This is a genomic window from Methylorubrum sp. POS3 (assembly GCF_043352485.1).
In the GTDB taxonomy this organism is placed as follows: domain Bacteria; phylum Pseudomonadota; class Alphaproteobacteria; order Rhizobiales; family Beijerinckiaceae; genus Methylobacterium; species Methylobacterium suomiense.
The window spans coordinates 2,165,553-2,191,683 of the sequence record NZ_JAPRBT010000001.1 but is presented as its reverse complement, the minus strand read 5'-3'; the positions used below and the strand labels follow the sequence as shown (position 1 = coordinate 2,191,683).

The 26,131-nt window shown below is 72.9% G+C and carries 28 protein-coding genes; 15 read left to right on the top strand and 13 right to left on the bottom strand.

Annotated features, from left to right (window positions below):
* Window positions 1–47: 47 nt before the first annotated feature.
* The 7 genes from OWC43_RS10320 to OWC43_RS10290 form a co-directional block, all read right to left on the bottom strand.
* Complete coding sequence (locus tag OWC43_RS10320; RefSeq protein ID WP_393956610.1) at window positions 48–1,442, bottom strand: PepSY-associated TM helix domain-containing protein; 1,395 nt, start codon at window positions 1,440–1,442, stop codon at window positions 48–50.
* Between the two features lie 42 nt (window positions 1,443–1,484).
* Complete coding sequence (locus tag OWC43_RS10315) at window positions 1,485–1,865, bottom strand: hypothetical protein (RefSeq protein WP_393956608.1); 381 nt, start codon at window positions 1,863–1,865, stop codon at window positions 1,485–1,487.
* Window positions 1,866–1,960: 95 nt separating this feature from the next.
* Window positions 1,961–2,353, bottom strand: coding sequence for a hypothetical protein (locus tag OWC43_RS10310; RefSeq protein WP_137829402.1), 393 nt, complete (start codon window positions 2,351–2,353; stop codon window positions 1,961–1,963).
* A gap of 130 nt (window positions 2,354–2,483) precedes the next feature.
* Complete coding sequence (locus OWC43_RS10305; protein WP_171015463.1) at window positions 2,484–2,624, bottom strand: hypothetical protein; 141 nt, start codon at window positions 2,622–2,624, stop codon at window positions 2,484–2,486.
* 123 nt (window positions 2,625–2,747) lie between these two features.
* A complete protein-coding gene (locus tag OWC43_RS10300) occupies window positions 2,748–4,103 on the bottom strand; it encodes an ATP-binding protein (protein WP_393956607.1) in 1,356 nt (451 codons plus the stop codon).
* A 113-nt stretch (window positions 4,104–4,216) separates the two neighbouring features.
* Window positions 4,217–4,888 (bottom strand): response regulator transcription factor, encoded by a 672-nt coding sequence (locus OWC43_RS10295; protein ID WP_393956605.1) that lies wholly within the window; start codon window positions 4,886–4,888, stop codon window positions 4,217–4,219.
* Between the two features lie 222 nt (window positions 4,889–5,110).
* On the bottom strand, window positions 5,111–5,422 hold the full coding sequence (locus tag OWC43_RS10290) for a PepSY domain-containing protein (RefSeq protein WP_393956603.1): 312 nt from the start codon (window positions 5,420–5,422) through the stop codon (window positions 5,111–5,113).
* Window positions 5,423–5,578: 156 nt separating this feature from the next.
* Here OWC43_RS10290 and OWC43_RS10285 point away from each other — a divergent pair, with 156 nt between their 5' ends.
* Window positions 5,579–6,268: a thermonuclease family protein gene (locus OWC43_RS10285; RefSeq protein ID WP_393956602.1), complete on the top strand. Its 690-nt coding sequence runs from the start codon at window positions 5,579–5,581 to the stop codon at window positions 6,266–6,268.
* Window positions 6,269–6,346: 78 nt separating this feature from the next.
* Here OWC43_RS10285 and OWC43_RS10280 read toward each other — a convergent pair whose 3' ends face one another.
* Window positions 6,347–6,544, bottom strand: coding sequence for a hypothetical protein (locus OWC43_RS10280; protein WP_137829397.1), 198 nt, complete (start codon window positions 6,542–6,544; stop codon window positions 6,347–6,349).
* Between the two features lie 163 nt (window positions 6,545–6,707).
* Window positions 6,708–8,993, bottom strand: coding sequence for a xanthine dehydrogenase family protein molybdopterin-binding subunit (locus tag OWC43_RS10275; RefSeq protein ID WP_393956600.1), 2,286 nt, complete (start codon window positions 8,991–8,993; stop codon window positions 6,708–6,710).
* 153 nt (window positions 8,994–9,146) lie between these two features.
* Between OWC43_RS10275 and OWC43_RS10270 the strand changes: the two genes are divergently transcribed.
* From OWC43_RS10270 to OWC43_RS10210, 13 genes are all read left to right on the top strand, one after another.
* Entirely contained in the window at window positions 9,147–9,389 is a 243-nt protein-coding gene (locus tag OWC43_RS10270; protein ID WP_393956599.1) for a hypothetical protein, read from the top strand.
* A 24-nt stretch (window positions 9,390–9,413) separates the two neighbouring features.
* Window positions 9,414–9,770, top strand: coding sequence for an MmcQ/YjbR family DNA-binding protein (locus OWC43_RS10265; RefSeq protein WP_393956598.1), 357 nt, complete (start codon window positions 9,414–9,416; stop codon window positions 9,768–9,770).
* A gap of 67 nt (window positions 9,771–9,837) precedes the next feature.
* Window positions 9,838–9,969 (top strand): hypothetical protein, encoded by a 132-nt coding sequence (locus tag OWC43_RS10260; protein WP_281405166.1) that lies wholly within the window; start codon window positions 9,838–9,840, stop codon window positions 9,967–9,969.
* Between the two features lie 127 nt (window positions 9,970–10,096).
* On the top strand, window positions 10,097–10,381 hold the full coding sequence (locus OWC43_RS10255; RefSeq protein WP_393956596.1) for a hypothetical protein: 285 nt from the start codon (window positions 10,097–10,099) through the stop codon (window positions 10,379–10,381).
* A 19-nt stretch (window positions 10,382–10,400) separates the two neighbouring features.
* Window positions 10,401–10,655 carry a hypothetical protein gene (locus OWC43_RS10250; protein WP_171015462.1) on the top strand — a complete coding sequence of 85 codons (255 nt, stop codon included), beginning with the start codon at window positions 10,401–10,403 and terminating at the stop codon, window positions 10,653–10,655.
* Between the two features lie 11 nt (window positions 10,656–10,666).
* The gene (locus OWC43_RS10245; protein WP_137829392.1) at window positions 10,667–10,885 is read left to right on the top strand and encodes a hypothetical protein; all 219 of its coding nucleotides are present in this window, start codon (window positions 10,667–10,669) and stop codon (window positions 10,883–10,885) included.
* Between the two features lie 260 nt (window positions 10,886–11,145).
* Window positions 11,146–12,858, top strand: coding sequence for a circadian clock protein KaiC (gene kaiC, locus OWC43_RS10240; protein WP_393956594.1), 1,713 nt, complete (start codon window positions 11,146–11,148; stop codon window positions 12,856–12,858).
* Window positions 12,855–13,199, top strand: a complete 345-nt coding sequence (locus OWC43_RS10235; protein ID WP_393956593.1) for a circadian clock KaiB family protein — start codon at window positions 12,855–12,857, stop codon at window positions 13,197–13,199. Before kaiC ends, OWC43_RS10235 begins: the two co-directional genes overlap by 4 nt.
* Window positions 13,196–13,567 (top strand): circadian clock KaiB family protein, encoded by a 372-nt coding sequence (locus OWC43_RS10230; RefSeq protein WP_137829389.1) that lies wholly within the window; start codon window positions 13,196–13,198, stop codon window positions 13,565–13,567. The genes OWC43_RS10235 and OWC43_RS10230 overlap by 4 nt, the downstream gene beginning before the upstream one ends.
* A complete protein-coding gene (locus tag OWC43_RS10225; RefSeq protein ID WP_238307790.1) occupies window positions 13,557–15,341 on the top strand; it encodes an ATP-binding protein in 1,785 nt (594 codons plus the stop codon). The genes OWC43_RS10230 and OWC43_RS10225 overlap by 11 nt, the downstream gene beginning before the upstream one ends.
* A gap of 233 nt (window positions 15,342–15,574) precedes the next feature.
* Complete coding sequence (thrC, locus tag OWC43_RS10220) at window positions 15,575–16,987, top strand: threonine synthase (RefSeq protein ID WP_137829387.1); 1,413 nt, start codon at window positions 15,575–15,577, stop codon at window positions 16,985–16,987.
* Window positions 16,988–17,066: 79 nt separating this feature from the next.
* A complete protein-coding gene (locus OWC43_RS10215; protein WP_393956590.1) occupies window positions 17,067–18,362 on the top strand; it encodes a M16 family metallopeptidase in 1,296 nt (431 codons plus the stop codon).
* A 140-nt stretch (window positions 18,363–18,502) separates the two neighbouring features.
* Window positions 18,503–18,649, top strand: coding sequence for a hypothetical protein (locus OWC43_RS10210; protein WP_171015461.1), 147 nt, complete (start codon window positions 18,503–18,505; stop codon window positions 18,647–18,649).
* 88 nt (window positions 18,650–18,737) lie between these two features.
* Here OWC43_RS10210 and OWC43_RS10205 read toward each other — a convergent pair whose 3' ends face one another.
* From OWC43_RS10205 to OWC43_RS10195, 3 genes are read right to left on the bottom strand one after another with little or no spacing between them, the layout of a single operon-like run.
* Complete coding sequence (locus OWC43_RS10205; RefSeq protein ID WP_393956589.1) at window positions 18,738–20,075, bottom strand: Gfo/Idh/MocA family protein; 1,338 nt, start codon at window positions 20,073–20,075, stop codon at window positions 18,738–18,740.
* Window positions 20,076–20,123: 48 nt separating this feature from the next.
* The gene (locus OWC43_RS10200; RefSeq protein WP_137829385.1) at window positions 20,124–20,927 is read right to left on the bottom strand and encodes a phosphatase PAP2 family protein; all 804 of its coding nucleotides are present in this window, start codon (window positions 20,925–20,927) and stop codon (window positions 20,124–20,126) included.
* Window positions 20,924–21,406, bottom strand: coding sequence for a 2'-5' RNA ligase family protein (locus tag OWC43_RS10195; protein ID WP_393958537.1), 483 nt, complete (start codon window positions 21,404–21,406; stop codon window positions 20,924–20,926). The genes OWC43_RS10200 and OWC43_RS10195 overlap by 4 nt, the downstream gene beginning before the upstream one ends.
* 197 nt (window positions 21,407–21,603) lie before the next feature.
* On the opposite strand from OWC43_RS10195, the gene OWC43_RS10190 reads away from it, so the two are divergent.
* Complete coding sequence (locus tag OWC43_RS10190) at window positions 21,604–22,548, top strand: hypothetical protein (protein ID WP_137829384.1); 945 nt, start codon at window positions 21,604–21,606, stop codon at window positions 22,546–22,548.
* 85 nt (window positions 22,549–22,633) lie between these two features.
* On the opposite strand, the gene OWC43_RS10185 is transcribed toward OWC43_RS10190, so the two are convergent.
* Entirely contained in the window at window positions 22,634–26,110 is a 3,477-nt protein-coding gene (locus OWC43_RS10185) for a hypothetical protein (RefSeq protein ID WP_393956586.1), read from the bottom strand.
* Window positions 26,111–26,131: the final 21 nt, after the last annotated feature.

Below are 26,131 nucleotides of genomic sequence, written 5' to 3'. Positions count from 1 at the left end.
GGCCGCGGATGGGGTGTCGGCGGGCGCGGGGGCTGCGCCCGGCCGGATCAGGCGCTGTGCGCGGCCGGGTGCAGGCCGCGGGGGCGCAGCAGGGCGCGGACGCCGAGGTCGAGGCCGATCAGGGCGAGGATCGCGAGGCCAGTGAGCGGGAAGACTGCGCCGAGGCCGAGCATGAGGGCGGTGACGCCCGCCATCACCCGCCGGTCGCGGGGCAGCGGCGGCACGCCGAGCCGGCCCGCCGGGCGCCGCTTCCACCACATCACCCCGGCGGTCACCGAGAGCAGGAGGGTGGCGAGGCAGAAGACCAGCATGGCGAGCTGGTTCGCCCGGCCCCAGAACTCACCCTTGTGCAGGCCGATGCCGAGCTGGATCGCCTGCCCCACCGGGCCGATCTCGGGGAAGCGCACGTCGACCAGACTCTCCCCGGTATATTGGTCGAGGGAGATCATGCGCTGGCGGGTGACGTCGCGGGGATAGGCGGCGGCGGCGTACACGCCGGTCTCGCCGAGCGGCAGGGCCAGTTCGAAGCCCGCGGGCATGCCCATCGCGCGCAGGATCTCCGCCGCCCGGTCGAGGCCGATGGCCGGGGCGGCGCGCGGCTCGGAGCGAGGGACGGGGGCGTCCTGCATCGTCCAGCCGGGCTCGTTCAGGACGGCGCGCATCGGCACCGTCGAGACCGGCCTGTCGACCCAGAGCTGGCGCGGCTGGCCGAGGCCGGCGGCGTTCGACCAAGCCCGCAGCTCCTGCCCCCACCAGGCCGACCAGGGCAGGCCGGTCAGGGCGAGGAACAGCAGGCCGGCACCCGCGAACAGGCCGGTCACCGCGTGGAGATCGCGCCACCAGACCCGGCGGCGGGGCGTCTCCCGGATCGAGACCACGCCGCCCCCCTGCCCGCGCGGCCACCATAGATAGGCGCCGGTGACGACCAGGATCACGGCGAAACCCGCCACGATCTCGATCACGAGATTGGCGGCCGGGCCGAACAGCGTGAGGCTGTGCAGCCTCCGCACCACGCCGGAGAATTCCCGGGCCGCCGGCAGGGCGTCGAGCACATCGCCGCGATAGGGATCGAGGAAGACGAGGGTCTTTTCCCCGCCGACATTCATCGTCACGAGCGCGGAGGCCTCGGGCCCGGACGGCTCCGTGTAGGAGACCGGCACGCCCTCCGGCACCGCCTGCATGGCGGTGTAGACGAGCCGGTCCGGCCCGATCGGGGCGCCGTAGGCCACCACCACAGTGCGGTGGGCAAACACCGTTGCGTCGATCTCGGCCTTGAACAGGTAGAGCGCGCCGGTGGCCGCGAGCAGGATCAGGAAGGGGAGGCAGAGGAGGCCGGCGAGGAAGTGCCAGCGCCAGACCGCGCGGTAGACGGCCTCGCGCAGGAGCGGCCGCGCGCGGCCGCGCATGGCGGCCGGGGCGCTGCCCTGGAACGGAACGGACATGGGACGGGTAGCCCGAGACTGAGGGATCGGAGGACGGATCGCTCAGGCGGCGGGGGGACCTCGCGGGCCGATGGCCGGATCGGGCGGGGCACGGGCGCGGGCCGTCGTCGCGGCCGGCCATGTCGGGACGATCGTCTCGCGCGGCCAGACGGCCTGCGCGAAGGCGGCCACCGTCGGCGGCAGGCCGAGCTCGGCACCCTGCGCGTGCAGGCAGCAGGCGTGATGAAGGCAGGCCGGACCGTGATCGCCGGGGGCGCCCGCCCCTTCCGCGTGCTCGGCGCAGAGAATGTCCGCCGGCCGGGCCTGCGCCAGGGCAGCCGTCGGCGCGAGCGCGGTAAGGAAAGCCTGCAGGACGAGCGCGTAGAGCGCGATCACCCCGATGATCGCGCGGCCGTTCACGAAGCGTGGCGGGCGCGGGCGCATCAGCGCACTTAAGGCGTGCGGGCCGAAGCGGTCAACGCGTCCGTGAGGCCTTTTTGACGCCGGCGCGACGCTTTCGGGCGGCTTTGCGTCCCGCCTCAGCCGCCGGCTTTCAGACGCAGATTGGCGATCAGCCGGGCGACGTCCTTCGGATCGGCCCGCCAGATGCCCGCCGGCTCGTCCTCGGGGGCGGGGAGGAGGCCGAGGCGCTCGGCGGTTCCGGCGCGGTCGGAGGCCGCGAGGCCGGATTCGGTCAGGGCCGCGTCCCAGGCCTCGACCGCGGTGCGGGTGCCCGACTTGCAGGAGAGATCGCCGAGGGGGCTCTCCCTCAGGATGTCGAAGCCGCACTGCGCCTGCAGGGTGGCGCGGGCTTTCATCACCTGTCCCAGCACCGTCTCGGCGAGCGATCCGTCCTGCGCCAGGGCGGGCCCCGCGGAAAACATGACGGAAGCCGTCAGGCAGAGGGCGAGCCGTGATCCGCGTACCGACATTCGTTCCCGTCCCCTCCCCGCGGCCTCGATCCGCCGCGGCGATGGTGCCGGCTTTCCGACGCCTTGTGAAGATTTCCGTGGAAGTCCCGCCTCCGACGGACGTTTTGCCTCACGGCCCACGCGATCCGGATCAGGGGTCGAGCCGCTTGAGGCTGAAGGCGGGGCGAGAATGACCCTCGGAATCCGGATTGCGCAGCTCGCGCATCCGCGGCGCGTGGCCGTCGATCAGAAGCACCATCACCGTCAGCACCAACAGAACCTTCGAGGCCATGGCCCCAGTACCCTCACGCTTGTGAGGGAGTGCTTTAGGTCCAAGCCCTGCGTCTCCCGCATGCGCTGGCGCACATCGCCCCCGACATTCCGGCGGTCGGCGGCGGGTAGGGTGAACGAAGCGTCAAGGCCCGGACGGGTCTCGACGCTCCGGCCAGACCAGTGTCACGCGCAATCCGCCGAGATCGGACCGGTCGAGGTGGATCCCGGCGCCCGCGGCCTCGGCGAGGTCGCGGGCGATGGCGATGCCGAAGCCGGTGCCGGGGCGGCTCTCGTCCCAGCGGCGGCCGCGGGCGATGCCGGCGATGGCTGCCTCGCTCATGCCCGGCCCGTCATCCTCGACGACGAGGCGCCCGCCCTCCCCGTCCGCCCGGCCCGAGACGCGGATGCGGCGGTGGGCCCATTTGCGGGCATTGTCGAGGAGGTTGCCGAGGATCTCGGTGAGATCGCCCTCGTCGCCGGGGAAGGCGAGCGCTTCGGGCAGCGCGCTCTCCCAGCGCAGCGCCTCCCCGTCCGGCAGGCGTTTGAGGGCGCCGGTGATCCGCTCCGCCACCGGCGCGACCGGGCAGGCGCGCCGCCTGAGGCCGCCCGTGGCCGCCCGGGCGCGGGCGAGCGTGCGCTCGACCTGACGGGCCATGGCGCGGGCCTGCTCGGCGATGTCCTGCGACAGGGTGGGATGGGAGGTGTGCGTGCGGCGGGCGAGCGCGTCGAGCACCGCCAACGGCGTCTTCAGGCCGTGGGCCATGTCGGCGGCCTGGGTCCGGGCGCGCTCCAAGTCCCGCTCCTGCGCGTCGAGCAGCCGGTTGAGGTCGGAGACCAGCGGGCGCACCTCTTCCGGAAAGGTTTCCGGCAGGCGCGCGCGGGTGCCGGAATGGACCGCGGCGAGGTCGGCCCTGAGCGCTCGGAACGGCGCCAGGGCGCGACGCACGAACAGCGCCATCGCCAGCGTCAGCGCCGCGAACAGGGCGACCAGCGAGGGCACGAGCAGGCGCAGGAAGGTCGCCCGGCTCTGCGCCAGATCGCGCCGGTCCTCGGCCACCGTGACGGCGAGCGCCACCGGGTCGCCCCGGGCCGGGACCGTCACCCGCCGGGTCACGGCGATGAGGCGCCCGCCATCCGGCCCGTCGAGATCCCCGATCGCCGGCTCCTGCGCCGTGTCGGCGACGCTGCCGAGCCCGCGATCCCAGAGCGAGCGCGAGCGCAGGGAATGCCCGCCCCCCTCGATCTGCCAGTAGAGCCCGCCATAGGGCGTCGCGAAGCGCGGGTCCGGCGGCGCCTGCGGCAGGCCGAGCGTGCCGCCGGGCTCGACCGTGACTTGGCCCGCGATGAGCTTGGCGAGGCGGTCGAGCCCGTCGGCGGTACGGGCATCGAGGACGCGATCGAGGATCACCGTCAGCCCGATGCCGGCCAGCGCCAGCGCGATGGCGATCAGGCCGGCGGCGGCGAGCCCGAGGCGGAGCCGCAGGGAATCCCGCCGCATCGCGAACCGCCCCGCCCCCGTCCGCCGGTCGGATCCGGGACGCTCGGCGGAGGCCCGCCCGCCCGCTTGTGGCGGGGGGATCGATGCCGGGGACGGATCGGCACCGATCGGTGTCACGCACCCTCCGGATCGGCGGGCACGAGGTAGCCGTGGCCGCGCCGGGTCTCGACCACGCCGGGGCCGAGCTTGCGCCGCAGGCGGGTGAGCAGAGCCTCCAGGGCGTTGGCCTCGCGGTCGCTGTCGCTGCCGTGCAGGTGGTCGAGCAACTCGCCGGCGGGCACGACCTGGCCCTGGCGGTGCATGAGGAAGGCGAGCAGGCGGTATTCCAGCGCCGTCAGGTCGATCTCGCGGCCCTCGATCGAGACCGCGCGGGTGCGGGTGTCGAGTTCGACCGCCCCCGCCCGCAGCACCGGCGAGGCGTGGCCGGCGGTGCGGCGCAGGATCGCCCGCAGCCGCGCCACCAGCTCCTCCATGCGGAACGGCTTCTGGAGATAGTCGTCGGCGCCCGCATCGATCCCCTCGACGCGCTCGCGCCAACCGTCGCGGGCGGTGAGGATCAGGACGGGGAGCCGCACGCCGGCGCCGCGCAGGCGCCGCAGCACGCCGAGCCCGTCGAGCCGCGGCAGGCCGAGATCGAGCACCATCGCGTCGTAGGTCTCGGTCTCGGCCTTGAACCAGGCAGCCTCGCCGTCGCCGACGATCTCGGCGACGTAGCCGGCCCGCTCCAGACCCGCCCGCAGATCCGCGGCGATGCGCGGCTCGTCCTCGACGATCAGGATGCGCATGGATGGGGTCCGGTGGCGGAGGGGCGGCGGGCGAACCGGCCCATCGAGAGCGATCGAGCACCGATCGACGGTCTCTCCGACCCTCCTCCCTGATCCCGAGGTGGCGGCGCGCCGCCACGCCCGCGAAGGAGGGATCCAGCGGATCGCGCGATCCGTAAGGCCCTCCTTCGAGGCCGCGGGTGCGGCACCTCGGGAGGGATGGGATCGGGCGTCCGCCCGGCCTCAATCGTCGTCGTCATCGTCGATGACCTTGAGGGAGCCGGCATCGATCTTCACGTCGCGGCGACGCCCGTCGGGGCTGAGGATGCGCAGCTTGTAGAGCCAGCGCCCGTCGTCGCGCTTGAGATCGACCGCCACCACGTCGCCCGGCACGGCGGTCTTGGCGGCGGCGAGGACCGCGTCGAGGGGGCGGATCTCGCCCCGTTCCAGGGCCGCCCGGGCGCGCTCGCCGTCGCTATCGGCATGGGCGAGCGGGGTCATGACGACCGCGTTCAGGGCGAGCAGGAGCAGGAGCAGGCGGAGCGGGCGCGGCATGGGTCGGGGTCCGGGACCGGTCAGGGATGCCCGAATCTCCCTGACGCGAGGCTGACGGGGCGCGTCAGGCCGGCGCGGGAGCCCGCCTGCGAGAAGACGGCACAGACGGCGCGCCGGCCCCGCCGCCGCGTCTCCCTCTCGCAGACGAGTCATCGCATGTCCCTGACCACCACGATCCTGCTGCTCTACGCCGCCTGTCTCGTCGGCGCCATCGCCAGCCCGTCCGTCGCCGCGACGCCCGAGGCACGGCGAGATCAGAGCCCCGCCCCCGAACCGCGCCGCCCTGCCTGGCGTGCCCCGGCCGTCCTGGCCCTGCCGCTCGCGGCACTCGTGATCGGCGGGACTGCCGGCCCGGCGCGGGCCGGTGAGCCGGCGACCCGGATCGCCGCCCTGGCGACCGCGCCTGTCGCGCCCCTCGCCGCCCCCATCATGGGGTCCGCCACGGTGATCGATGGGGCGACCCTCTCGGTCGACGGCCGCCGCCTGCGCCTGCACGGCATCGTCGCCCCGGCCCTCGACCAGACCTGCTTCGACGCGCAGGAGCGCGGCTATGCCTGCGGACGCGTCGCGGCGGAGGCGCTCACGGCGCGGATCGGTGAGTCGTCCGTCACCTGCGAGGCGCGGGGCACGGAGGCCGAGACCGGGACGGCGACCGCCCATTGCCGCCTCGGGGCGGACGACCTCGCGGCCTGGCTCGTCGAGAGCGGCTATGCCGTGGCCGATCGCGGCGTCTCGACCGACTACGTCGCCCAGGACGAGCGCGCCTGGGGGCGCCGCCGCGGCCTCTGGGCGGGTGTGTTCGATCTGCCGACCCGGCGCCGGACCACCGCGACCGCCGGGCTCTGACCGACGGGTCGCACGGCGCGACCCTCTCGCCGGAGCGGGATCCGGGGCGATCGAAGCGAGCGGATCCTCGGCCGCCGGTCAGGCCGCTTTGTCGCCCCCGGGCACGGCGCGGACATCGGCGGGGGCGGGCACGTAGGCACACCACATGCAGCGACCCCGCTCGGCCGCCTTCGGGTCGTTGCGCTGGGAGCAGACCGGACAGATCGTCAGCACGATCCGCTGGCCGCGCACATAGGCGAGGCCGCGGCCCAGGAAGGTGACGGCACCTTGGGGCATGAAACCGATTCAGTTGTCGGCGGGACGAGAGCCGTCGTCTAGCTCATCGCACCGTGAAGGCGACCCCCGCACACGGCATGGGCCGGCGGCGCCGAAAGCATAGCCGGCACGCGGAAGCCCGTCGCAGCGCGTCCCGTGTCGATCGCGTCCGTCCCTGGCGGCACTACAGCAGCGCCTCAGCCCGGATCGGCAGGCGGCGCAGGCGCCGGCCGGTGGCGTGATGGACGGCGTTGGCGATGGCCGCGTTGACGCCGATGATCCCGAGTTCGCCCAGGCCCTTCAGGCCGAGCGGGTTCACGGCCGTGTCCGCATCCGGCACCAGCACGGCCTCGATCCGCGGGGCGTCGGCGGCGGTGGCGACCAGATACTCGGCGAGGTCGTCGTTGCGGTAGCGCCCGCGGTCGAGCACGCTCTCCTCCAGCAGGGCCGAGCCGATCCCCCAGATCATGCCGCCGGTGAGCTGGCTTCGGGCGGTCAGCGGGTTGAGCACGCGACCTGCCGCGAAGGCGCCGGTGAGGCGCGCGACCCGGATCACGCCGGTCTCCGCGTGGACATGCACCTCGGCGAACTGCGCCCCGAACCCCCAGGACAGGGTCTCCCCCATCCCGCCGGTCCCGAGCGCGATCCGTCCGGCCCGCACCGCGTCCAGCGCGCCGGGCTTGGCGCCCTCGGGGACGAATTCGGCCAAGGTCTCGACGGTGCCGCCGCAGAGCGCCACCGCCTCGGCGAGCGGCAGGGAGCGCCCGTCCGGTGCGTGCAGGCGGCCCTCGGCGAGCCGCAGCGAGGCCGGATCGACCCCCTGGAGCGGTCCCGTCGCCGCGGCCGCGGCGAGGCGCGCCCGCACCTGCCCGCAGCCGAGATGCAGCGTGTGCATCAGGCTCGTCGTGGTGGCGGAGCCGCCCGACAGGCCCGCCGCCGGCAGCGCCGTGTCGCCGAGGCCGACCGCGACCCGCTCGATCGGCACGCCCAGCCACTCGGACGCCCCCATCGCCAGCAGGGTGGCGATGCCGTTGCCGATCTCGTGATGCGCCGTCTCCACCCGCGCGCCGCCTTCGGCGTCGAGGGACACCCGCATCGTCGCGGGCCCGGTCTTCACCGGTCGCACCGCGGCGGCGCAGCCGAGCCCGACCCGCCACGCGCCCTCCCCGGTCTCGATCCGCATCGCCCCCACCTCGGGCACCCGCCGGGCCCAGTCGAAGGCGCGGGCGCCCGCGTCGAAGCAGGCCATCAGCGGGCGGCTGGAGAACGGTTTTCCGGCGATCGGCTCCCGGTCGGTGTCGTTGCGACGGCGCAGCTCGATCGGGTCGAGGCCGAGCGCCTCGGCCATCTCGTCGACCGCGCTCTCGAGGGCGAACAGGTAGGGCACCTCCGGCGGCGCCCGCATCGGCCCCGGCGTGTTCCGGTCGATCCGCACGGCCCGCTCCTCTGTGCGGATCGCCGGGCAGGCATAGAGGCGCGCGGTGACGTCCGTTCCCTCCATGGCGAAGGGATCGAAGCGCGAGGTCGTCACCTCGGCCTCGTGCACCAGCGCGGTGAAGCGCCCGTCGCGGGTCGCGGCGAGACGGAGATGATGACGGCTCTCCGGCCGGTAATTGGCGATGGTGAAGCATTGTTTGCGCGTCGGCACCAGCGAGACCGGCCGCCCGAGCCGACGCGCCGCCAAAGCCACCGGCGCGGTGTGCTGCGACAGCGCGAGCTTCGAGCCGAAATGGCCGCCGAGGGGGCCCGACACCACGCGGATATCGGCCGCCGCCATGCCGAGCTGGGCGGCGAGCCCGTGGCGCACCGCCTCCACGTAGCGGGTCGGCTCGTGCACGGTCAGGCGCCCGCCCTCCCAGGCGCAGGCGGTGGTGAACAGCTCCATCGGATTGTGATGCTGGATCGGCGTCTCGTAGCGGGCCTCGATCCGCACGGGCCCCGCCGCGAACCCCGCCGCGTCGTCGCCGACGCGTGGGTCCGCGTGATCGGATTTCAGGTCGGCGAGGCGTACCGCCTCGGCGCCGGGCGCGTCGAACCCGCCCGCGAAGGGCTCTGGCGCATAACGCACCCGCACGACGCCCGCGGCGGCGTGGGCGGCCTCCGACGTCTCGGCGACGACGAGTGCCACGATCTGCCCGGCATAGGCGATCCGGTCCGAACCGAGGGGACGATGCGACGTGTTGGCATACCCGCCCGCCATCAGATGGGCGACCGGCCGGATCGCGTCCGCGAAGTCGCGATGCGTGAAGATGCCGAGAAGGCCGGGCATGGCCCGTGCCGCGTCGAGGTCGAAGCCGAGGATCCGCCCCCGCACGATGGGGCTGGTGACGAGCGCCGCATGGGCGACGCCCGGCAGCGCGATGTCGGAGGCGTAGCGGGTCGCGCCCGTCACCTTGGCCCGGCCGTCGATCCGCACCTGCGGATGGCCGAGCCGGCCGTCCGGGTCGATCGTCTGGGGCGCGTCCGGCATCGTCCTGTCCTCTCGAGGTCGGGCAGGCAACCGGAGGGGCACCGAAGCGGTTGCCGCGCGAAATCCGCGCAAGCCCGTCCGCCGCACCATCGGGCCGGGCCGTGCGTTGACGAGCCGAAGACGATACGAAATCGGGAAGAGGCAGGAGCCGTCATGTCGAAGCTGTTCATCGCCCGGGTGCGCGGGGCGGGCGGCGAGCGCCCGCTCGTGACGGTGCGGGCCGCCGCCGAGGGAGAGGCCCGGCTCTTCGTCGAGGCCGCCTATCCCGAGGACGAGGTTCTGGAGATTGCCGAGCCCGGCGAATGGGTCAGCGACACCGATACCGGCACGCGCTCCGGCGACGTGCGCGAGCATGCGGGCGTCGCGTGGCAGGCGCCGGCGAGCCGCCCGGTCTAGGCGCGGGACGAGGGAGGATCGGGCATGTCGTGCCTGCCGGAGGATGTGCGCGCCCTGGCCCTGATGCTCCCGGAAGCGGTCGAGGGCGCCCATCAGGGCCACCCCGACTTTCGCGTCGGCGGGCGCATCTTCGCGACGCTCTGGACCGAGGAGGAGCGCGTCGTCCTGCGGCTGTCGCCGGAGCAGCAGGCGGCGGCGACCGAGGCGGAACCGGACGCCTGCGAGGCCGTCCCCGGCGCCTGGGGCGAGCGCGGCTGGACCAGCCTCGAACTCTTCGCCGTGGACGAGGATTTTCTGCGCTCGGGCCTGCTCGCGGCCTGGCGCAACACGGCGCCCCCCGCCCTGGTCGCGCGCACCGCCGCCCTCGCGCTCGATCCGTGATCGCCCGCCGCGGAACCGCCGCCGCGGATGCGGGCTTGATCCCGGCAACCATCAAGGAGCGGATACGGTGACGCGATCGGACAGCCCCCGGCCCGGCGACGACAAGGAGACGGACCGCGATCCGCCGACCCCGTCGCAATCCCCCGCCGAGCCCTTGCCGGAGGAGGATCTGGAAGAGGTCGAGGAGCAACCGAGCTGAGGCCAGGCGCTGCTGGAGCACGATCTGGTAAACCGGAATCATCGTGCGGCCATAGTGAGATAGGCCATGCGGCTGTTTCCCGGAAACAGCCGCATGGCTGAGGGGCGTGCGCTGAAAGACATATCGGATGACCGACGAGATCGAGCGGCTCGGCCTGCTGGCCGGGCTCATGGAAGTGGCCATCGGCCGGCTGTTCGAGACGGCCGATGGCGGTGCCGAGGCCAAGCGGCTGTTCGTCGAGGATGTCCGCCGGCTCCTCGCCGACACGCGGGCGGTGCAGACGCAGTCGCCGGCGATCCAGACCTACGAGGCCCTGCTGCGGCGCCTCGGTGCGACCGGGGCCGAGGACGGCCCCCTCGGCGTGGTGCCGACCCCGGAACAGGGGCTGCCGCCCGCCGGGGCGGGGGTGTGAGCGAGAAGGAGAGCGAGCCTTGGACACGGTCGAGGACGCGGCGGGCACGGACGGGACGCCGAAACTGTCGGGCATCCTGACATTCCCGCCGGAGGTCGTGGCGGCGTTGGACGAGCATTGCGCGGTCGAGCGCCTGCCGCGGGATCGGGCGATCTGCGAGATCGTCGCCGAATACCTGCGCTACAAGGGCTATCTGCGCACCCGGCCCGCCACCCACCACCGCTCGTCCCAGGACCGTTCGTCCGATGGCGAGCGTCCCGAGACACTGGGCTGACGGAGGCGACGATGGCGACCTCGTTCAAGGGCCTCTATCTCTGCCCGCCCAAGCAGGACCGGCCGAGCCATGTCCGCGTGGCGGATGCGGAGGGCGGCGAGGCGACCCTGAGCCTCGACGTGTACGAGGCCCGCGCGGGCCAGCCGCCCTGGCAGAGCCTGCCCTGGCAGGGCGAGGAGGGGCCGGTGCCGGATGACGGCGAGAAGCACGGTCCAGAGATCAGCCTGTAGCACCCTCGGCCCGGAGAGGCGGATCGGCACCATCACCCGGCTCACGGTCCGCCCGTGTACCAGATGAGGGTGGCGCGCGGCCTGCGGAAGGTCTGTCCGTCGTCGAACGGAGTCGGGCACTGAAGCTGTGGCGTCTTGTCAATCGAAGCGACCCTGAAGTACGAGCCCCGATCCGTATTCCGGCGGAATGCCCGAGCGGCGAAGCGAATTGCCTCCCGACCGCTGACAGGACAGACCCCGCCCTTGGCCGAGGCCCCGCGATGACCCAGCCTCCGGCCCCATTCGGCGTTGCGCCCGCTTCCCGGTCGGCCCTGCCGAAGGCCGCCACCGGCATCGAGGGCTTCGACGCGGTCACCTTCGGCGGTCTTCCCGCCGGCCGGCCCTCCCTCGTCTGCGGCGCGGCGGGCTGCGGCAAGACGCTGTTCGCCACGACCTTCCTGGTCAACGGCGCGACGCGCTACGGCGAGCCCGGCGTGTTCATGAGCTTCGAGGAGCGGGCCGAAGACCTCGTCGCCAACGTCGCCTCCCTCGGCTACGACCTCGACGGCCTGATCGCGGGCGGGCAGCTCGCCCTCGACCACGTGCGGGTCGAGCGCTCCGAGATCGAGGAGACCGGCGAGTACGACCTCGAAGGATTGTTCATCCGCCTCGGCTTCGCCGTTGATTCGATCGGTGCCAAGCGCATCGTCCTCGACACGATCGAGACCCTGTTCTCCGGCTTCACCGACGAGGCCGTGCTGCGGGCGGAACTTCGGCGCCTGTTCGGCTGGATCAAGGAACGCGGCCTCACCGCGATCATCACCGGCGAGCGCGGCGCGGGCCAGCTCACCCGCCAGGGGTTGGAGGAATACGTCTCGGACTGCGTGGTGCTGCTCGACAACCGGGTCGAGGACCAGATCACCACCCGGCGCCTGCGGGTGGTGAAGTATCGCGGCTCGGCCCACGGCACCAACGAGTACCCGTTCCTGATCGACGCCGAGGGCATCAGCGTCCTCCCCGTGACCTCGGCCGAACTCGATTACCCCGTCTCCGAGGGGGTGGTCGCCACCGGGATTGCCGGTCTCGACGCCATGCTCGGCGCGGGCGGCTTCTATCGCGGCTCGGGGATTCTCGTCTCGGGCGAGGCGGGCACCGGCAAGACCATGATCTGCGCCAGCCTGATCGAGGCCGCCTGCGCCCGCGGCGAGCGCTGCATGGCCTTCGTGTTCGAGGAAAGCGGCGAGCAGATCGTCCGCAACGCCCGCTCCATCGGCCTCGATCTCGCCCGTCACGTCGAGTCGGGTCTGCTCCGGTACGAGGCGGCCCGGCCGAGCCTCTTCGGATTGGAGATGCATCTCGCCCGGATGCAGCGGGACATCGACCGCTTCCGCCCCAACCTCGTGGTGGTCGATCCGCTCTCGTCGCTGCGCGGGCCGGATGCCGAACTCCAGGCGACGGTTCTGCGCATGGCCGATCTGCTCAAGAGCCGGGGCATCACCGCCGTGTTCACCAGCCTGCGCGAGGATGGCGAACTCGGCCGCGACGGCGATATCGGCGTCTCCTCGCTGATGGATGCTTGGATCAAGCTCCTCAACGTGGAGGCCAACGGCGAGCGCTCGCGCACGCTCTACGTCATCAAGGCGCGGGGGATGCGCCACTCGAACCAAGTGCGCGAGTTCGTGATGTCGGAAAACGGACTTCACCTCGTCGACGCCTATATCGGTCCGGCGGGCGTGCTGACCGGAACGGCGCGGGTGGTGCGGGAGGCGGAAGAGGCGGCGCAAGCGCTGCGTCGGCAGCAGGAGAACCGCCGCCGCCAGCGCGAGGCCGAGCGGCGGCGCCTTTCTCTGGAGCGGCAGATCGACGAGTTGCGTGCCGGCTTGGAGGCCGTGCGCGAGGAGGAGGCGATCCTCCTCGACGAGGACGAGCGGCGCGAGGCGTTGCTGGCGAGTGAGCGGCGCGACCGCGCCGCCCGCCGGGGAGGCGAAGGATGAGCGTGACCCAATCCGCCGAGTCCGAGGAGGGCCGCTACCGCCTGCGCCTCTACGTGGCCGGACAGACCGCCAAGTCGCTCGCCGCCATGAGCAATCTCAAGCGCTTCTGCGAGGAACACCTCGCCGGCCGCTACGAGATCGAGGTGGTCGACCTGTTGCAGAATCCGCAGCTCGCCGCGGGCGACCAGATCCTGGCGATCCCGACCCTGGTGCGCCGCCTGCCCGCCCCGCTCAAGCGCATCATCGGCGACCTCTCCAACACCGAGAAGGTGCTCGTCGGCCTCGACATCCGGTCCGATCTCGGTCCGTCGCCGGCCGCCGCGAAGGCCGGACGGCCTTGAGCGCGCCCGACCGCATCCGCCTGCGCCTCTACGTCGCCGGTCCGTCGCCGCGCTCGACGCGCACCATCGAGAGCGTCCGCCGCCTGTGCGAGGGGCCCCTCGCCGGTGCCTGCGATCTGGAGATCGTCGACCTGTACCAGCAGCCCGGCCTGGCCGGTCGCGATGGCGTCGTGGCGGCGCCGACCCTGCTGCGCCTGAGCCCCCTGCCCGCCCGCCGCGTCGCGGGCGACCTGACCGATGCGCACCGCGTCCTCGGCACCCTCGGCCTGGCAGACCCGGGCTCGGTCGCCGCCGCGTCGCTTCAGGTGGCCCAGCAACAGCAGCAGCAGGATCCGGCGCCCGGATTGGGAGGCCCCGATGTCGCCTGACCCGGTTCCGGGGGCCGATCCGCAAAGCGGAACCGCCGCCGCGTCCGACCCGCAGGCACGCATCCGCGAACTGGAGGCGCGCCTCGAAGAGGCCGAGGACACGCTCGCGGCGATCCGCCGGGGTGATTTCGACGCCGTCGTCGTCGAGGGGGCCGCCGGCGAGCGGCTGGTCTACACGCTGGAAAATGCCGACCGGCCCTACCGGGTGCTGATCGAGCAGATCCAGGAGGGCGCCTTCACCCTCGGGCCGGACGGGACGGTGCTCTACGGCAACCGCCGGCTCGCCGAGATGCTGGATATCCCGCAGGAGCGGCTGACCGGCCAACCGCTCGCCCGCTTCGTCGCCGAGGGCGAGGCGGAGACGCTGGCCCGGCTCCAGCAGGATGCGGCCCAGGCGCCGGCCCGCGGCGAGCTCTGCCTGCGCGACGGCGCCGGCGGCGAGCGCCCCGGCTACCTCTCGCTGAGCCGCCTGGAAAGCGGCGGGAGCGCCCTGCTCTGCGGCGTGCTCACCGATCTCACCGCCGAGCGGGTGCGCCTGCGCGAACTCGCCGAAGCCAATGCGCGCCTGCGCGCCGAGGTGACCGAGCGCGAGCGGATCGAGGAAGCCCTGCGCCAATCGCAGAAGATGGAGGCGGTGGGCCAGCTCACCGGCGGCGTCGCCCACGACTTCAACAACCTGCTGACCGTCATCAAGTCCTCGACCGACCTGCTGAAGCGCCCGGACCTGCCCGAGGAGCGGCGGCGCCGCTACGTCGAGGCGATCTCCGACACGGTCGCCCGCGCGGCCAAGCTCACCGGCCAGCTGCTGGCCTTCGCCCGGCGCCAGGCGCTCAAGCCCGAGGTGTTCGATGCCGGGCGCGGCGTCGCGGCGGTGGCCGACATGGTCGGCACGCTGACGGGCGCGCGCATCCAGGTGAAGACCCGGATCGATCCCTGTTTCGACGCGGCGGGCGAGCCCTATGCCTGCCTCGTCGAGGCCGATCCGAGCCAGTTCGACACGGCCCTCGTCAACATGGTCGTCAACGCCCGCGACGCCATGGACGGCGAGGGCACGCTGAGCATCCGCGTCGGCCATGCCACCCGCATCCCGGCGCTGCGCACTCACCCGGAAGTGGTCGGCGACTTCGTGGCGGTGTCGATCGGCGATACCGGCTCCGGCATCGCACCCGGCGACCTCAACCGCATCTTCGAGCCGTTCTTCACCACCAAGGGCGTCGGCCAGGGCACCGGCCTCGGCCTGTCCCAGGTGTTCGGCTTCGCCAAGCAATCGGGCGGCGACATCGCCGTCGAGAGCGTCCTGGGCGAGGGCACCACCTTCACCCTGTTCCTGCCGCGGGCCCGGCTCGCCCCCACCCCGACCGAGGCCGTGGAGGAGCCCGAGCCGCTGGCGCCGGGCCACGGCACCTGCGTGCTCGTGGTCGAGGACAATCGCGAGGTCGGCGCCTTCGCGACCCAGGCGCTCGCCGAACTCGGCTACGGCACGGTCTGGGCGATGGATGCGGATCAGGCGCTCGCCGAGCTGGAGCGGACGCCGGAGCGCTTCGACGTGGTCTTCACCGACGTGGTCATGCCGGGCATGAACGGCGTGGATCTCGCCCGCGTCATCCAGAAGCGGCGGCCGGACATCCCGGTGGTGCTCTCCTCCGGCTACAGCCATGTCCTGGCCGAGGATCAGCATCACGGCTTCCCGCTGCTGCACAAGCCCTACTCGGTCGAGGATCTCTCCCGGATCCTGCGCCGGGCGAGGCAGCGGAAGGGCGTGCGGCGGGGGTGAGCCCGCCGGCCCCGCTCTTCGACGTCATTCCGGAGCGTGCGGCGGAGCCCGGCATCCGCCCGTGATGCAGGGCCTCGCGAAGCGGCGCCGCCCGTCATGGATTCCGGGTTCCGCTCCGTGGCTCAGGGAACGACGGCGGGACGGTATGCGGCAAGGCCACCCACCGACACATTCCCTCCGCTTCGACAGGCGGCCACGAAGGGTGTAAAGGGGCCGCCTTCCCGGAGGCCCCCTTGCTGCACGTCTCGACCCGCGGTGCCGCCGCGCCCTTGAGCTTTTCCGATGCCCTGCTCGCCGGGCTCGCCCGCGACGGCGGCCTCTACGTGCCGCAGAGCTGGCCGCAGATCTCCCGCGATACGATCGCCGGGTTCGCGGGGATGCGCTACGCCGAGGTCGCCAAGCGCGTCCTGCGCCCGCTGATCGACGGCGAAATTCCCGATGCCGAACTCGATGCCATGATCGAGCTGGCCTATTCGGGCTTCCGCCATCCGGCGATCTGCCCGCTGGCGCAGCTCGACGACAACCTGTTCCTGCTCGAACTCTTCCATGGGCCGACGCTCGCCTTCAAGGACGTGGCGATGCAGCTCCTCGGGCGGCTGATGGACCATGTGCTGCGCAAGAAGGGCGCCCGGGCCACCATCGTCGGCGCGACCTCGGGCGACACCGGATCGGCGGCGGTCGAGGCGTTCAAGGGCCTCGATCAGGTCGACGTGTTCATCCTCTTCCCGCACGGGCGGGTCTCGGAGGTGCAACGGCGGCAGATGACCACGGTCAACGCGCCCAACGTCCACGCCCTCGCGGTGGAGGGCAATTTCGACGATTGCCAGAACCTCGTGAAGGCGATGTTCCAGCACGGCGACTTCGCCGACCGGGTGAGGCTCTCCGGCGTCAACTCGATCAACTGGGCGCGGGTCGCCGCGCAGACGGTCTATTACTTCACGAGCGCGGTGGCCCTCGGCGCGCCGCACCGGCCGGTCTCCTTCGCGGTGCCCACGGGCAATTTCGGCGACATCCTCGCCGGCTGGGTCGCCAAGCGCATGGGGCTTCCCATCGAGCGGCTGATGATCGGCACCAACGCCAACGACATCCTGGCCCGCACGCTCGAGCACGGCGCGTACGAGCCCCGCGGCGTGCAGCCCACCACGTCGCCCTCCATGGATATCCAGATCTCCTCGAACTTCGAGCGGCTGCTGTTCGAGGCGCTCGGGCGCGACGCCTCCTCGCTCGGCCGTCTCATGGACGGGCTCAAGCAGTCCGGCGGCTTCTCCCTGAGCCCCGACGTGCTCGCCACCGTCCGGAACGAGTTCGATGCCACCGCCGTGAACGAGACGGATGTGGCCGATGAGATCGCCGGCACCTTCCGCCGCACCGGCATGGTGCTCGATCCCCACAGCGCCATCGGCGTCCGCGCCGCCCGCCGCCTCTTGGAGAAGGACGCGGCCACGCCCGTGGTCGCGCTCGCCACCGCCCACCCGGCAAAGTTCCCCGATGCGGTCTCGCAGGCGACCGGGGCCGGGCGCCCGGAGCTGCCGCCGCACCTCGCCGATCTGATGACCCGGCCCGAGACGGTGGCGAATCTCGCCAACGATCAGGCCGCGGTCGAGCGCTACATCATCGAGCACGCGCGGATCACGCGGGGCGATTGAGAGGCCTCATGGAACGCCCGGGCAGCGAGGGTTCCCGTTCCCGGCGCGGCGGACGTGTGACGAGACAGAACGAGGGTCCATGAACCAGCATTTCTCGACGTTCGGCGCCTCGCCCGGCCTCACGGTGACGCGGCTCGACAACGGATTCACCGTTGCGAGCGAGACGATCCCGGGGGTGGCCACGGCGACCCTGGGCGTCTGGGTCGGGGCGGGCTCCCGCCACGAGCGGGCGGACGAGCACGGGCTCAGCCACCTGATCGAGCACATGGCCTTCAAGGGGACGGCGACCCGCTCGGCCCGCGCCATCGCCGAGGAGATCGAGAATGTCGGCGGCGAGATCAACGCCGCCACCAGCACCGAAAGCACGAGCTACACCGCCCGCGTGCTCGGCGAGGACGCCCGCGTCGCCCTCGACGTGCTCGGCGACATCCTGACCCATTCGGTGTTCGATGCCGGCGAACTCGCCCGCGAGAAGGGCGTGATCCTGCAGGAATACGCCGCGGTCGAGGACACCCCCGACGACGTGGTCTACGACGCCTTCATCGAGACCGCCTTTCCCGACCAGCCGATCGGCCGCCCGATCCTGGGCCGGCCGGAGACGATCACATCGTTCGACCGAACCGCGATCGAGGCCTACATCGCCCGCGAATACGTGCCGGGGCGCATGGTGCTGGCTGCCGCCGGGGCGGTGGAGCATGCCGAGATCGTCGCGGCCGCCGAGCGGCATTTCGGCGGGCTCAAGGCCGTGGAGGCACCCCCGGTCGTGACGGGCGTCTATGGCGGCGGCGAGCGGCGCATGAGCAAGCGCCTCGAACAGGCCAACCTCGTGCTCGGCCTGCCGGGCCTGTCCTTCCGCGACGAGGGCTACTACGCGCTGCACCTGTTCTCGCAGATCCTCGGCGGCGGCCTGACCTCACGCCTCTGGCACGAGGTGCGCGAGACCCGCGGCCTCGCCTACGAGATCCAGGCCTTCCACTGGCCGTTCGCCGATTGCGGCCTGTTCGGCATCGGCGCCGGCACCTCGGGGGCGGACCTGCCCGAACTCGTCGAGGTCGCCATCGCCACGACGCGGGAGGCGGCCGAACAGCTCGACGAGGCGGAGCTGGCCCGCGCCAAGGCGCAGCTCAAGGTCTCGCTGCTCTCGGCCCTGGAGACGCCGGGCGGGCGCATCGAGCGCAATGCCCGCCAGCTGCTCGCCTGGGGCCGGGTGATCCCGCCGCAGGAACTCATCGCCAAGGTCGATGCCGTGACCGTCGAGGACACCCGCGCCGCCGCCCGGACCCTGCTCGACGGCGCGCCGACGCTCGCCGCGATCGGTCCGCTCAAGGGGCTGCCGCCGCTCGCCAAGATCGCCGGGGCGCTGCGCGGCGCCTGACCGGAAGCCCCGCACCGGGCCCCGCGCGCGGCAGGGATCGAGGGAAGATGGGCGGTGACGCACGTTCCCGCCCTGGGTTATTTTTCGGAGCCCGGCCAGCCGACGAAGGCGCCGCCGGGAGCGGCCATCGAGCGAGCTCCATGAACCCCGTCGCCGTCGCGACCATGCTCGGCATCACCCTCGTCTTCCTCGGGCTCGTGGCCTACGCGCTGACGGTCGGTGAGGCGTGGCTGCTCGCGATCCTCGCCATCTTCGCCATCGCCCTGTTCATCCGCTGGGGAGAGTGATCCGGGCGCCATTCGGCCTCTCGCTTCGGCTCCGCCGCGGGATGACGGGGGAGCCGATCGGAGACCGACCGGGTCGGCCGAACGCCGCCTACTTCCCTTCCTCCAGCGCCGGCCCGCGGGTGGCGTCCAGCCCCTCCTTCGTCCCGGCCAGCGGCCCGACCTTGACCGTGGCGCCGGTGCGGGCCGCCTCGTAAATCGCCTCCATCAGGATCATGTCCTGCAGGCCTTCCTCGCCCGGCGTGCGGGGTTGGCGGTCCTTGAGGACGCACTCGGCCATGTGGTCGAGTTCGAGGGCGAACTGGTTCTTAGGGATCAGCACCGGCTCGTCGCGCTGCACGTGGCTGCCCTCGCGGTGGGCGATGCTGAGGCGCTGGCCGCGATAGGCGAAGGCGTTGTGCAGGGCGATGGCGCCGTTGGTCGTGTGGACCCGCAATTCGCGGCTCTCGTGCACGCCGTAGCTGGTGCCGCATTGCGCGATCACGCCGGAGGGGAAGCGGAGCGTGAAGGCGACGCTCTCCTCGACCTCCTTGAAGCGCGGATCGTTCTCCGGCGTCGCAATCTGCGCCTGCACCGAGACCGGCTCCTCGCCCAGCAGCGCGCGCACGCCGTTGAGGCAGTAGAGGCCGATATCGGGCAGCGCCCCGCCGCCCGCCAGCGCCCGGCGCAGGCGCCACTGCTCGGGGAGCGCCGTAGTCTGGCCGTTGAACGCCTCGATCATCTTCACCCGGCCGAACTCGCCCGAGCGGGCGAGCCGCACCACCGCGCGGTTGAACGGCTCGTACTGGCAGCGATAGGCGATCATCAGCTTGACGCCGGCCTGACGGCAGGCGTCGATCATCGCCCGCGCCTCGGCGGAGGAATTGGCCATCGGCTTCTCGCACAGCACGTGCTTGCCGGCGGCCGCCGCGGCCAGCACGTTGTCCCGGTGCAGGCCGTTCGGGGTCACGATGTAGACCACCTTGACTGCCGGATTGGCCTTCAGCCGGTCCCACTGGTCGTAGCCGTAGACCGCGTCGTCGGGGATCCCGTATTGGCGGGCGGTGAGCCTTGCCTTCTCCGGCGAGCCCGACATCAGCGCCACGGGCCGGGCCTTCTTCGCCTCGCCGAAGGCCGGCAGGATCTCCTCCAGGCTCAGGCGGCCGAGGCCGACGATCGCGAAGCCGACCCGCTCCCCCGGGGGCATCGGCGCGGGCGGCGGCGGGGGCGGGGCATCGCCCGCATCGCGCCAGTTCGGGAAGACCACGCGCTCGCCCTGCACCGCGCCGGTATCGGCCGGCACCGAGGGACCGGGCGGCGCGCCCTGCGCCTGCGCCCGTCCGGCGAGGCCCAGAGCCGCGCCGGTGAGGCCGGCGCTGCCCGCCGCTAGGAGGATGCGCCGCGACAGGTGCGGGGTCTTGCGCAAGTCTTCGCTCCGGTCTTCGCTCATGGGCCTCGCTCGTGGGCCTCGCTTCCGACGATACGAGGCCGGAACGTCTCACGTCGGCGGGACGGTTCCCTTGGTCGCCCCCTGGCCCGTCGTCGCGGGGGTGGGATCGGGATCCTCCACCTCGCCGCGCCGCTGAAGCTGGAGCGCCACGAACCAGCACAGGGCCGCCCAGGCGGCGCCGACGCACCAGCCGGCCACCACGTCGCTTGGCCAGTGCACGCCGAGATAGACCCGGCTGATCCCGACCGAGATCGTCATGACGATGCCGAGCCCCAGCATCAGCGCCTTGACGTGGCCCCGCCGCTCGACGCGGGCGAGCAGGGTCGCCAGCGTGAGGTAGGCGATGGCCGACATCATGGCGTGGCCGGAGGGGAAGCTCGCGGTGAACACCTCCATGCCGTGCGGCACGAGGTCGGGCCGCGGGCGGTGGTAGAACAGCTTGAGCACGGTCGAGACCGCCTCCCCGCCCCCGACCGCGGCGAGGACGAACACCGCGACCCGCCGCCGCCCCGACAGGGCGAGGTAGATCACGGCGGCGGCCGTGAGGAACACGATCGTCACCACGCTGCCCCAGCCGGTGATGTCGCGCATCGCCTCCTCCAGCCATGCGGGGCCGAGGGGATCGGCGAGATCGGCCGGGTTGCGCAGGGAGAGCAGGATCTTGCGGTCGAGGGCGGCGGTCGAGCCCTCGCCGACCTCGTAGGCCAGGGCGAAGAAGGCGTAGCCGAGCGTGCTCACCGCGAGCAGGGAGACCAGCGGGCCGACCTCGTTGAGGTGGAGCCGCAGCCAGAAGGCGGAGGAGCCGCGCCAGAGGGCGCCGCCGCCGTTGCGGGCGAGTTCGGGGATCCTCATGCCGCACCTCCGAACGGGATCGCCGCGAGCCGCTCCCAGGGGCCGCCGAGATAGCGCCACAGGATCACCCCCGGCGCCCGGAACCGCGTGGGTGCGAAATCCTGCGACAGGCTGGCGTGCAGCGCTCGCGCCTTGTCGGGCGAGACCTTGTTCTGGACCGTCACGTGCGGGCGCCAGCCCTGCCGGTCCTGCGCCGTCAGGGCCTCGCGGAACGCGCCCGCAACCCGGCCGCGGAAGGCCGCCAGGGGCTCGGAATCGAGGCTGTAGGCGACGCCCCGCCCGGTGAAGCGCACGCCCGTGACCGCGACCTCCGGCGGGCCCTCGGTGCGGGCCAGCGCCGTCACCGTCTCGATCACCGCCGCCGGATCGTCGCCCGGCAGGTGGTGGAACAGGGTCGCGTGGGCCGGGATATGGTTCAACGCCTCCGGAAAGTGGCGCCGCCGCAATCCGTCGAATTCGGCGAAGGCCGCCGCATCCATCTGCAGCGTCAGGATCAACGGGTCGGGTTCGGGCGAAGGTGGCACGAAAGGGGGCACTCGCAGCGATAGGGCGGGCAATCCTCCGGCGCTGAGGCGCGGATCAGGCAAGAGATGGCGCAGGCGCGTCGTGGTTCCAGCCATGTTGCCTGTGACGCGGCTGCGCTGTTCACGGGCCGGCGCTGCGATTAGACAGCGCCATGACCCGCAGGAACCGAGAACTCGTCCACCGGGGACGCGAGGGATGGCTGTTCCTGATCGGGGGCACCAACGGCGTCCTCGACCAATACCGGCGCACGCTGTCCGGCTGGTGGCAGTTGCGGCGCTGGGCCCGGCTGATCGAGGCCCGCACCGCCCGGGCGCAACGGCTCGGCATCCGCGCCATCCACACCATCGTTCCCGAGAAGCTCACGATCTACGACGATCGGACCCTCGATCTCGCCTACGATCCGCGCCTGTCTCCGGCCCGGCGCCTCGCGCGTCGGCTCGACCGGATGAGCGGCTTCGTCGATCTCGTCGCCCCGCTCCGGGCGGCCCGCGACGGCCCGGTGCCACTGTTCCGGCGCACCGATTCCCACTGGACCTATGACGGCTGCCTGATCGGCTACCGCGCCCTGATGCGGGCCTGCGGCGCGGTGCCCCCGCCCGACATCGCCGAGCGCCGCCGCTTCGAGACCGAAGGGCTGTGGGACCTCGGCGACAAGCTGCCCGACCGCCCCCGCGAGACGGTGGTGAACTGGGCGGTGCTGCGCGAGGCCTCGCGGAGCTACGCGAGCCCGTTGGTCGAGGCCTACGAGGCGGCGGGGCGAGCCGGCGACCTGCATGTCGGCGCCCACGTGATCTACCGGAACCCCTCGCCCCATGCCGACCCGCGCACGCTGGTGCTGTTCGGCGATTCCTACGCGCATTACGCGCCGATCCTGCTCACCAGCCTGCTCGCCGAATCGTTCCGCGAGATGCACTTCGTCTGGTCGTCGAGCCTGGACTGGGCCTATGTCGAGCGGGTGCGGCCCGACATCCTGATGGTCGAGATGGCCGAGCGCTTCCTCGCCCGCCTGCCGGACGACAGCTTCGACGTCACGGCCTGCGCGCGGCCGGAGATGGACGATCCGGTGCGCCCGGCGGAGGCCGCACCGGCGGCCTAGACAACGATCCTGGATCTTCGATCCGGGACGATGCGCCCGCCTTTCGGATGGATTCTCCCGGCCGTCGACGACCGCCGGGATCGTCCTACACCCCCGCCCGCTTCGGAAGGGCGTTGGCGGATGGCAGGTTCGGCGAGGGCGCGCCGATGAGCGAGGTCGGCGGCGCGGCGGCCTGAAGCTTGGGCGTCGGCGCCTCGTTGGCGGCGGGATCGGCGGCCTTGGGCTTGAAGCCGGCCACCAGCTCCCGCCCGCGGGCGAGATCGGCCGGGTTGAGCTTGCCGGCGACCTCGTCGCGCTTGCGGCCGGCCTCCTCGTCGCCCTGCGCCGCGGCGGCGGAGAACCAGAGGTAGGACTGGACCAGATCCTGGCTCACGCCGAGGCCACGGGCGTAGAGCACCGCGAGGTTGTACTGGCTGTCGCGCACGCCGTATTCGGCCGCGCGGCGGAAGGCGCTCGCCGCGGTGACGAAGTCGGGCCGGCCATTGGCCGCCGGGTTCTCGGCGTGCAGCACCGCGAGGTTGTGCATCGCGCGGGTGTTGCCCATGTCCGCGGCCCGGCCATACCAGGACTTGGCCTGGGCGATGTCGCGCACCACCCCCGAGCCCTTCTCGTAGGCGTTGCCGAGCTTGAACTGGGCCGGGGCGTAGCCCGCGCTCGCGAGCCGCTCGTACAGCTTGGCGGCCACCGCGAGATCGCGCGACAGGCCGCGCCCCTCGACGGCGCGGCCGGCGAGTTCCCAGATCGCGGCGCCGTCGCCGTCGAGGGCCGATTGCTTGAGGGGGGCCAGGGCCGTCGGAAGTCCCGCCAGATCCGCGCCGAGCCCGGCCATGGACGCGACATGCGGCATCGCGTGGGGCACGGCTTTCCGGCCGGTCTCGTCGGGCCGGGTCGCGGTCTCGGCCAAGGATTGCGTGGTGGCCGGATCGGCGAGAGGCGCGGCATTCTGCGACGGCAACCGGGCCGCCGCCGGGGGCGCCGCGCCGCGGTCCGCCGGGCTCTGCTCGGCCGTCTTGGCGTCGGCGGTCGCGCCCTCGCCGCCCTTCACCTCGGCACCCTTCACCTCGGCACCCTTGCCTGCGGCGATCTTGGTCGCATCCGGCGCCGCGGCGACGGCGTTGCGCTCGCTCGGCGCGGCGGCCTCTTCGGACGGCGCGCCGCCGTTGAGCTGGAAGGCCTGATAGGCGCCGAGGGCCAGCACCACCGCGGCGAGGCCGAGGAGCAGGGTCCGGCGGCGCTTCTCGAAGCCGCCGCGCATCCGCGACACGGCGCCTTCCTGGGCGCCCTCGGAGGCGATTGCGCCGGACTTCGCCCCGTGGCTCGCGCCCCCGCTGATCCGCTCGCGCAGGCGGGTCGTGAGAGGCTGCTCGGTTTCGGCTTCCGCCTGCGCGGCCTGAGCGGCGCGCCGGGCGGCGGCGATGAAGCTCGTCTTGATGTCCGAGCCTGCCGGAAGCGGTGCCTCCGCGGCCGGGCGGCCGGGAGCCGGGCGGCCGGCGCCGGGCTCGAGCAGCTCGTCGTCGCTGCGCGTCACCTCGCTCAGCACGTCCTCCGGCCGGACGGCGGGACGGGGGCGAGCCGGCATCGGCGCGGCGGATTTGTGCGGGGCGCCCTTCGGCGCGGCGGGCCGTTCGTGGGCCGCGCGCTCCCGCGACGGGACCTCTGCGAGCGACTCGGGCAGCGCGAGTTCGAACGTGCTGCCGGCGCGATCCGGCGCCGCCGCGGCGAGCGCCCCGGCCGATGTCATGGTCGCGGCGGCGGGGCGGTCGAGCTGGTCGCTCAGGCGCGACAGCAAGGCCTGCACGCCTTCCATCGTGGCGTGGAGACGCTGATCGGCATCGCGCTGGCTCGCGCGCATCTCGGCGAGGTCGGCGCGCAGCAGGCCGAGCGCCCCGTCCGAGACCGTCGCCGCCGTCACGCCCGACAGGGCTCCCTGCACCGCTTCGCGGGTGACGCGGTCGAGCACGGCCTCCAGATCCGGCCCGCCCTTGCCCGCCGCGGCGTGGCCGAGGGCCGACACTTGGCTGAGGGCCGACGCTTTGCCGAGGGCCGACACTTGGGCGACGAGCTCGCCCATGGTCCGTTCCAGCCGGCCGAGCGCGGGGTCGGCGGTCTTGGCGTCGAGGCGTTGGGCGAGGGCGACGACGTGCTGCTCCAGCGCGTCGAGACCGCGGTCGTCGGTGCCGACGCGGTCGACCTTCTCGGCCAGCGTCTCCAGCATGCCCTGGATCGAGGCGAGGTCCTTCGGCGCAGCAGGTTGCTGGCGCATGGTCTCGCCGAGCGTCTCCAGGCGTCCGATCAGGTCGCCGACGGGGTTGCCCCCCGGGGTCTCGGCGGCACGGTCCATCCGGTCGGCCAGGGCCTCGAACCGGCCGAGCAGCGCCCGCGACTCGTCGGGGCCCTTGAGCTCGCTGCGGATCTCTTCGAGGAGCGGCTTGAGGGCGGCGACCTCGGCGTCGCTGCCGCGCTGGAGCTGCGCGATCTGAGCGCTGATCGATTGCACGCTCTGCGCGAGGCTCTGGATCCGCTCCGGGCCCGCCAGGGCGGCGACGAGACGGCGAATCTCGTCGAGTTCGCGGAACACGGTGTCCAGCGCGCTCTGGTCGGCGAAGCTCGTCGCCGAGCCCGTCAGGGCGCCGTCGACCTTGCTGGCCAGCCGCTCGACCTCACCCGCGACCCGGGCATGGACGTTCTCGGCGACGTCCTCGGCCAGCCGCTCGACCTGCACCCGCATCAGCTCGATCGGGGCGGCGATGGCGGCGAAATCGCCGGGTTCGCGCGCCCGCTGGATGTCGGTCACCAGGGCGCGCATGGTCTGTTCCAGCGCGCCGACATCGCGGCCGGTGGCGAGGCCGCCGAGCGAGTCGCGCAGGCGCGTCGTTTCCTGTTGCAGCTCGACGATGGCCGGGGACGGCAGGCCGACCGCCTCCCCTGCCACGGGACGCGCGGACGCGGCGGCGTCGGCGATGGCGGCCGGGCGCTCGGCACCCTCCTCCAATTCCCGCTGACGGCGGCGCACTTCGGCCACGGCGTCGCGCATCTCGCTGGCGAGCGGCCGACCGCGGCGTCCCAGCGGACGCGGGGCGGCGAGCTGACCGGCGATCTCGCTCATCTGGCGCTCGATCTCGGCCAAGCGCCCGGTCACGGCGGCGGGCGTCTCCTCCGCCGTGGCAGCGGGGGACAGCTTCGCGGCGAGCCGCGCTTCGATTTCGCCGATCATCCGCGACGCGGCGGTCTTGGAGGCCTCGCGCTCCTCGTTGAGCGAGCGGTCGAGGGCGTCGAGTCGCTGCATCATCGCGGCGAGGGAGGCATTGAGCGGCGCCGCCTCGGCGGCGGACATGGCGCCGCGCTGCGCCTTGGCCGGCTGCGACGTCTCGGCGGCCTCCCGCGCCGGGCTCGATTCCCCGGAGCGACTGTCCGCCTTCGTGTCCTCCGGGGCGGAGCCGGGCGCGGTCACGGATTCGATCCAGGATTCCAGCGGCACGCCCGCCCGCTTGGCGACCTCGCGGGCGGCCGCGAGCACCTCCGGGTCGAAGCTGTCGATGCTGATCGGGGCGGTCTTGCTCATCGCACGGAGATCCGGTGTCGG

Bases quoted from the DNA above. Each gene is read 5' to 3' on its own strand.
- OWC43_RS10320 (WP_393956610.1), bottom strand. From the start codon at position 1,442: ATGTCCGTTCCGTTCCAGGGCAGCGCCCCGGCCGCCATGCGCGGCCGC.
- OWC43_RS10315 (WP_393956608.1), bottom strand. From the start codon at position 1,865: ATGCGCCCGCGCCCGCCACGCTTCGTGAACGGCCGCGCGATCATCGGG.
- OWC43_RS10310 (WP_137829402.1), bottom strand. From the start codon at position 2,353: ATGTCGGTACGCGGATCACGGCTCGCCCTCTGCCTGACGGCTTCCGTC.
- OWC43_RS10305 (WP_171015463.1), bottom strand. From the start codon at position 2,624: ATGGCCTCGAAGGTTCTGTTGGTGCTGACGGTGATGGTGCTTCTGATC.
- OWC43_RS10300 (WP_393956607.1), bottom strand. From the start codon at position 4,103: ATGCGGCGGGATTCCCTGCGGCTCCGCCTCGGGCTCGCCGCCGCCGGC.
- OWC43_RS10295 (WP_393956605.1), bottom strand. From the start codon at position 4,888: ATGCGCATCCTGATCGTCGAGGACGAGCCGCGCATCGCCGCGGATCTG.
- OWC43_RS10290 (WP_393956603.1), bottom strand. From the start codon at position 5,422: ATGCCGCGCCCGCTCCGCCTGCTCCTGCTCCTGCTCGCCCTGAACGCG.
- OWC43_RS10285 (WP_393956602.1), top strand. From the start codon at position 5,579: ATGTCCCTGACCACCACGATCCTGCTGCTCTACGCCGCCTGTCTCGTC.
- OWC43_RS10280 (WP_137829397.1), bottom strand. From the start codon at position 6,544: ATGCCCCAAGGTGCCGTCACCTTCCTGGGCCGCGGCCTCGCCTATGTG.
- OWC43_RS10275 (WP_393956600.1), bottom strand. From the start codon at position 8,993: ATGCCGGACGCGCCCCAGACGATCGACCCGGACGGCCGGCTCGGCCAT.
- OWC43_RS10270 (WP_393956599.1), top strand. From the start codon at position 9,147: ATGTCGAAGCTGTTCATCGCCCGGGTGCGCGGGGCGGGCGGCGAGCGC.
- OWC43_RS10265 (WP_393956598.1), top strand. From the start codon at position 9,414: ATGTCGTGCCTGCCGGAGGATGTGCGCGCCCTGGCCCTGATGCTCCCG.
- OWC43_RS10255 (WP_393956596.1), top strand. From the start codon at position 10,097: ATGACCGACGAGATCGAGCGGCTCGGCCTGCTGGCCGGGCTCATGGAA.
- OWC43_RS10245 (WP_137829392.1), top strand. From the start codon at position 10,667: ATGGCGACCTCGTTCAAGGGCCTCTATCTCTGCCCGCCCAAGCAGGAC.
- kaiC (WP_393956594.1), top strand. From the start codon at position 11,146: ATGACCCAGCCTCCGGCCCCATTCGGCGTTGCGCCCGCTTCCCGGTCG.
- OWC43_RS10235 (WP_393956593.1), top strand. From the start codon at position 12,855: ATGAGCGTGACCCAATCCGCCGAGTCCGAGGAGGGCCGCTACCGCCTG.
- OWC43_RS10225 (WP_238307790.1), top strand. From the start codon at position 13,557: ATGTCGCCTGACCCGGTTCCGGGGGCCGATCCGCAAAGCGGAACCGCC.
- OWC43_RS10215 (WP_393956590.1), top strand. From the start codon at position 17,067: ATGAACCAGCATTTCTCGACGTTCGGCGCCTCGCCCGGCCTCACGGTG.
- OWC43_RS10210 (WP_171015461.1), top strand. From the start codon at position 18,503: ATGAACCCCGTCGCCGTCGCGACCATGCTCGGCATCACCCTCGTCTTC.
- OWC43_RS10205 (WP_393956589.1), bottom strand. From the start codon at position 20,075: ATGAGCGAAGACCGGAGCGAAGACTTGCGCAAGACCCCGCACCTGTCG.
- OWC43_RS10200 (WP_137829385.1), bottom strand. From the start codon at position 20,927: ATGAGGATCCCCGAACTCGCCCGCAACGGCGGCGGCGCCCTCTGGCGC.
- OWC43_RS10195 (WP_393958537.1), bottom strand. From the start codon at position 21,406: ATGGATGCGGCGGCCTTCGCCGAATTCGACGGATTGCGGCGGCGCCAC.
- OWC43_RS10190 (WP_137829384.1), top strand. From the start codon at position 21,604: ATGACCCGCAGGAACCGAGAACTCGTCCACCGGGGACGCGAGGGATGG.
- OWC43_RS10185 (WP_393956586.1), bottom strand. From the start codon at position 26,110: ATGAGCAAGACCGCCCCGATCAGCATCGACAGCTTCGACCCGGAGGTG.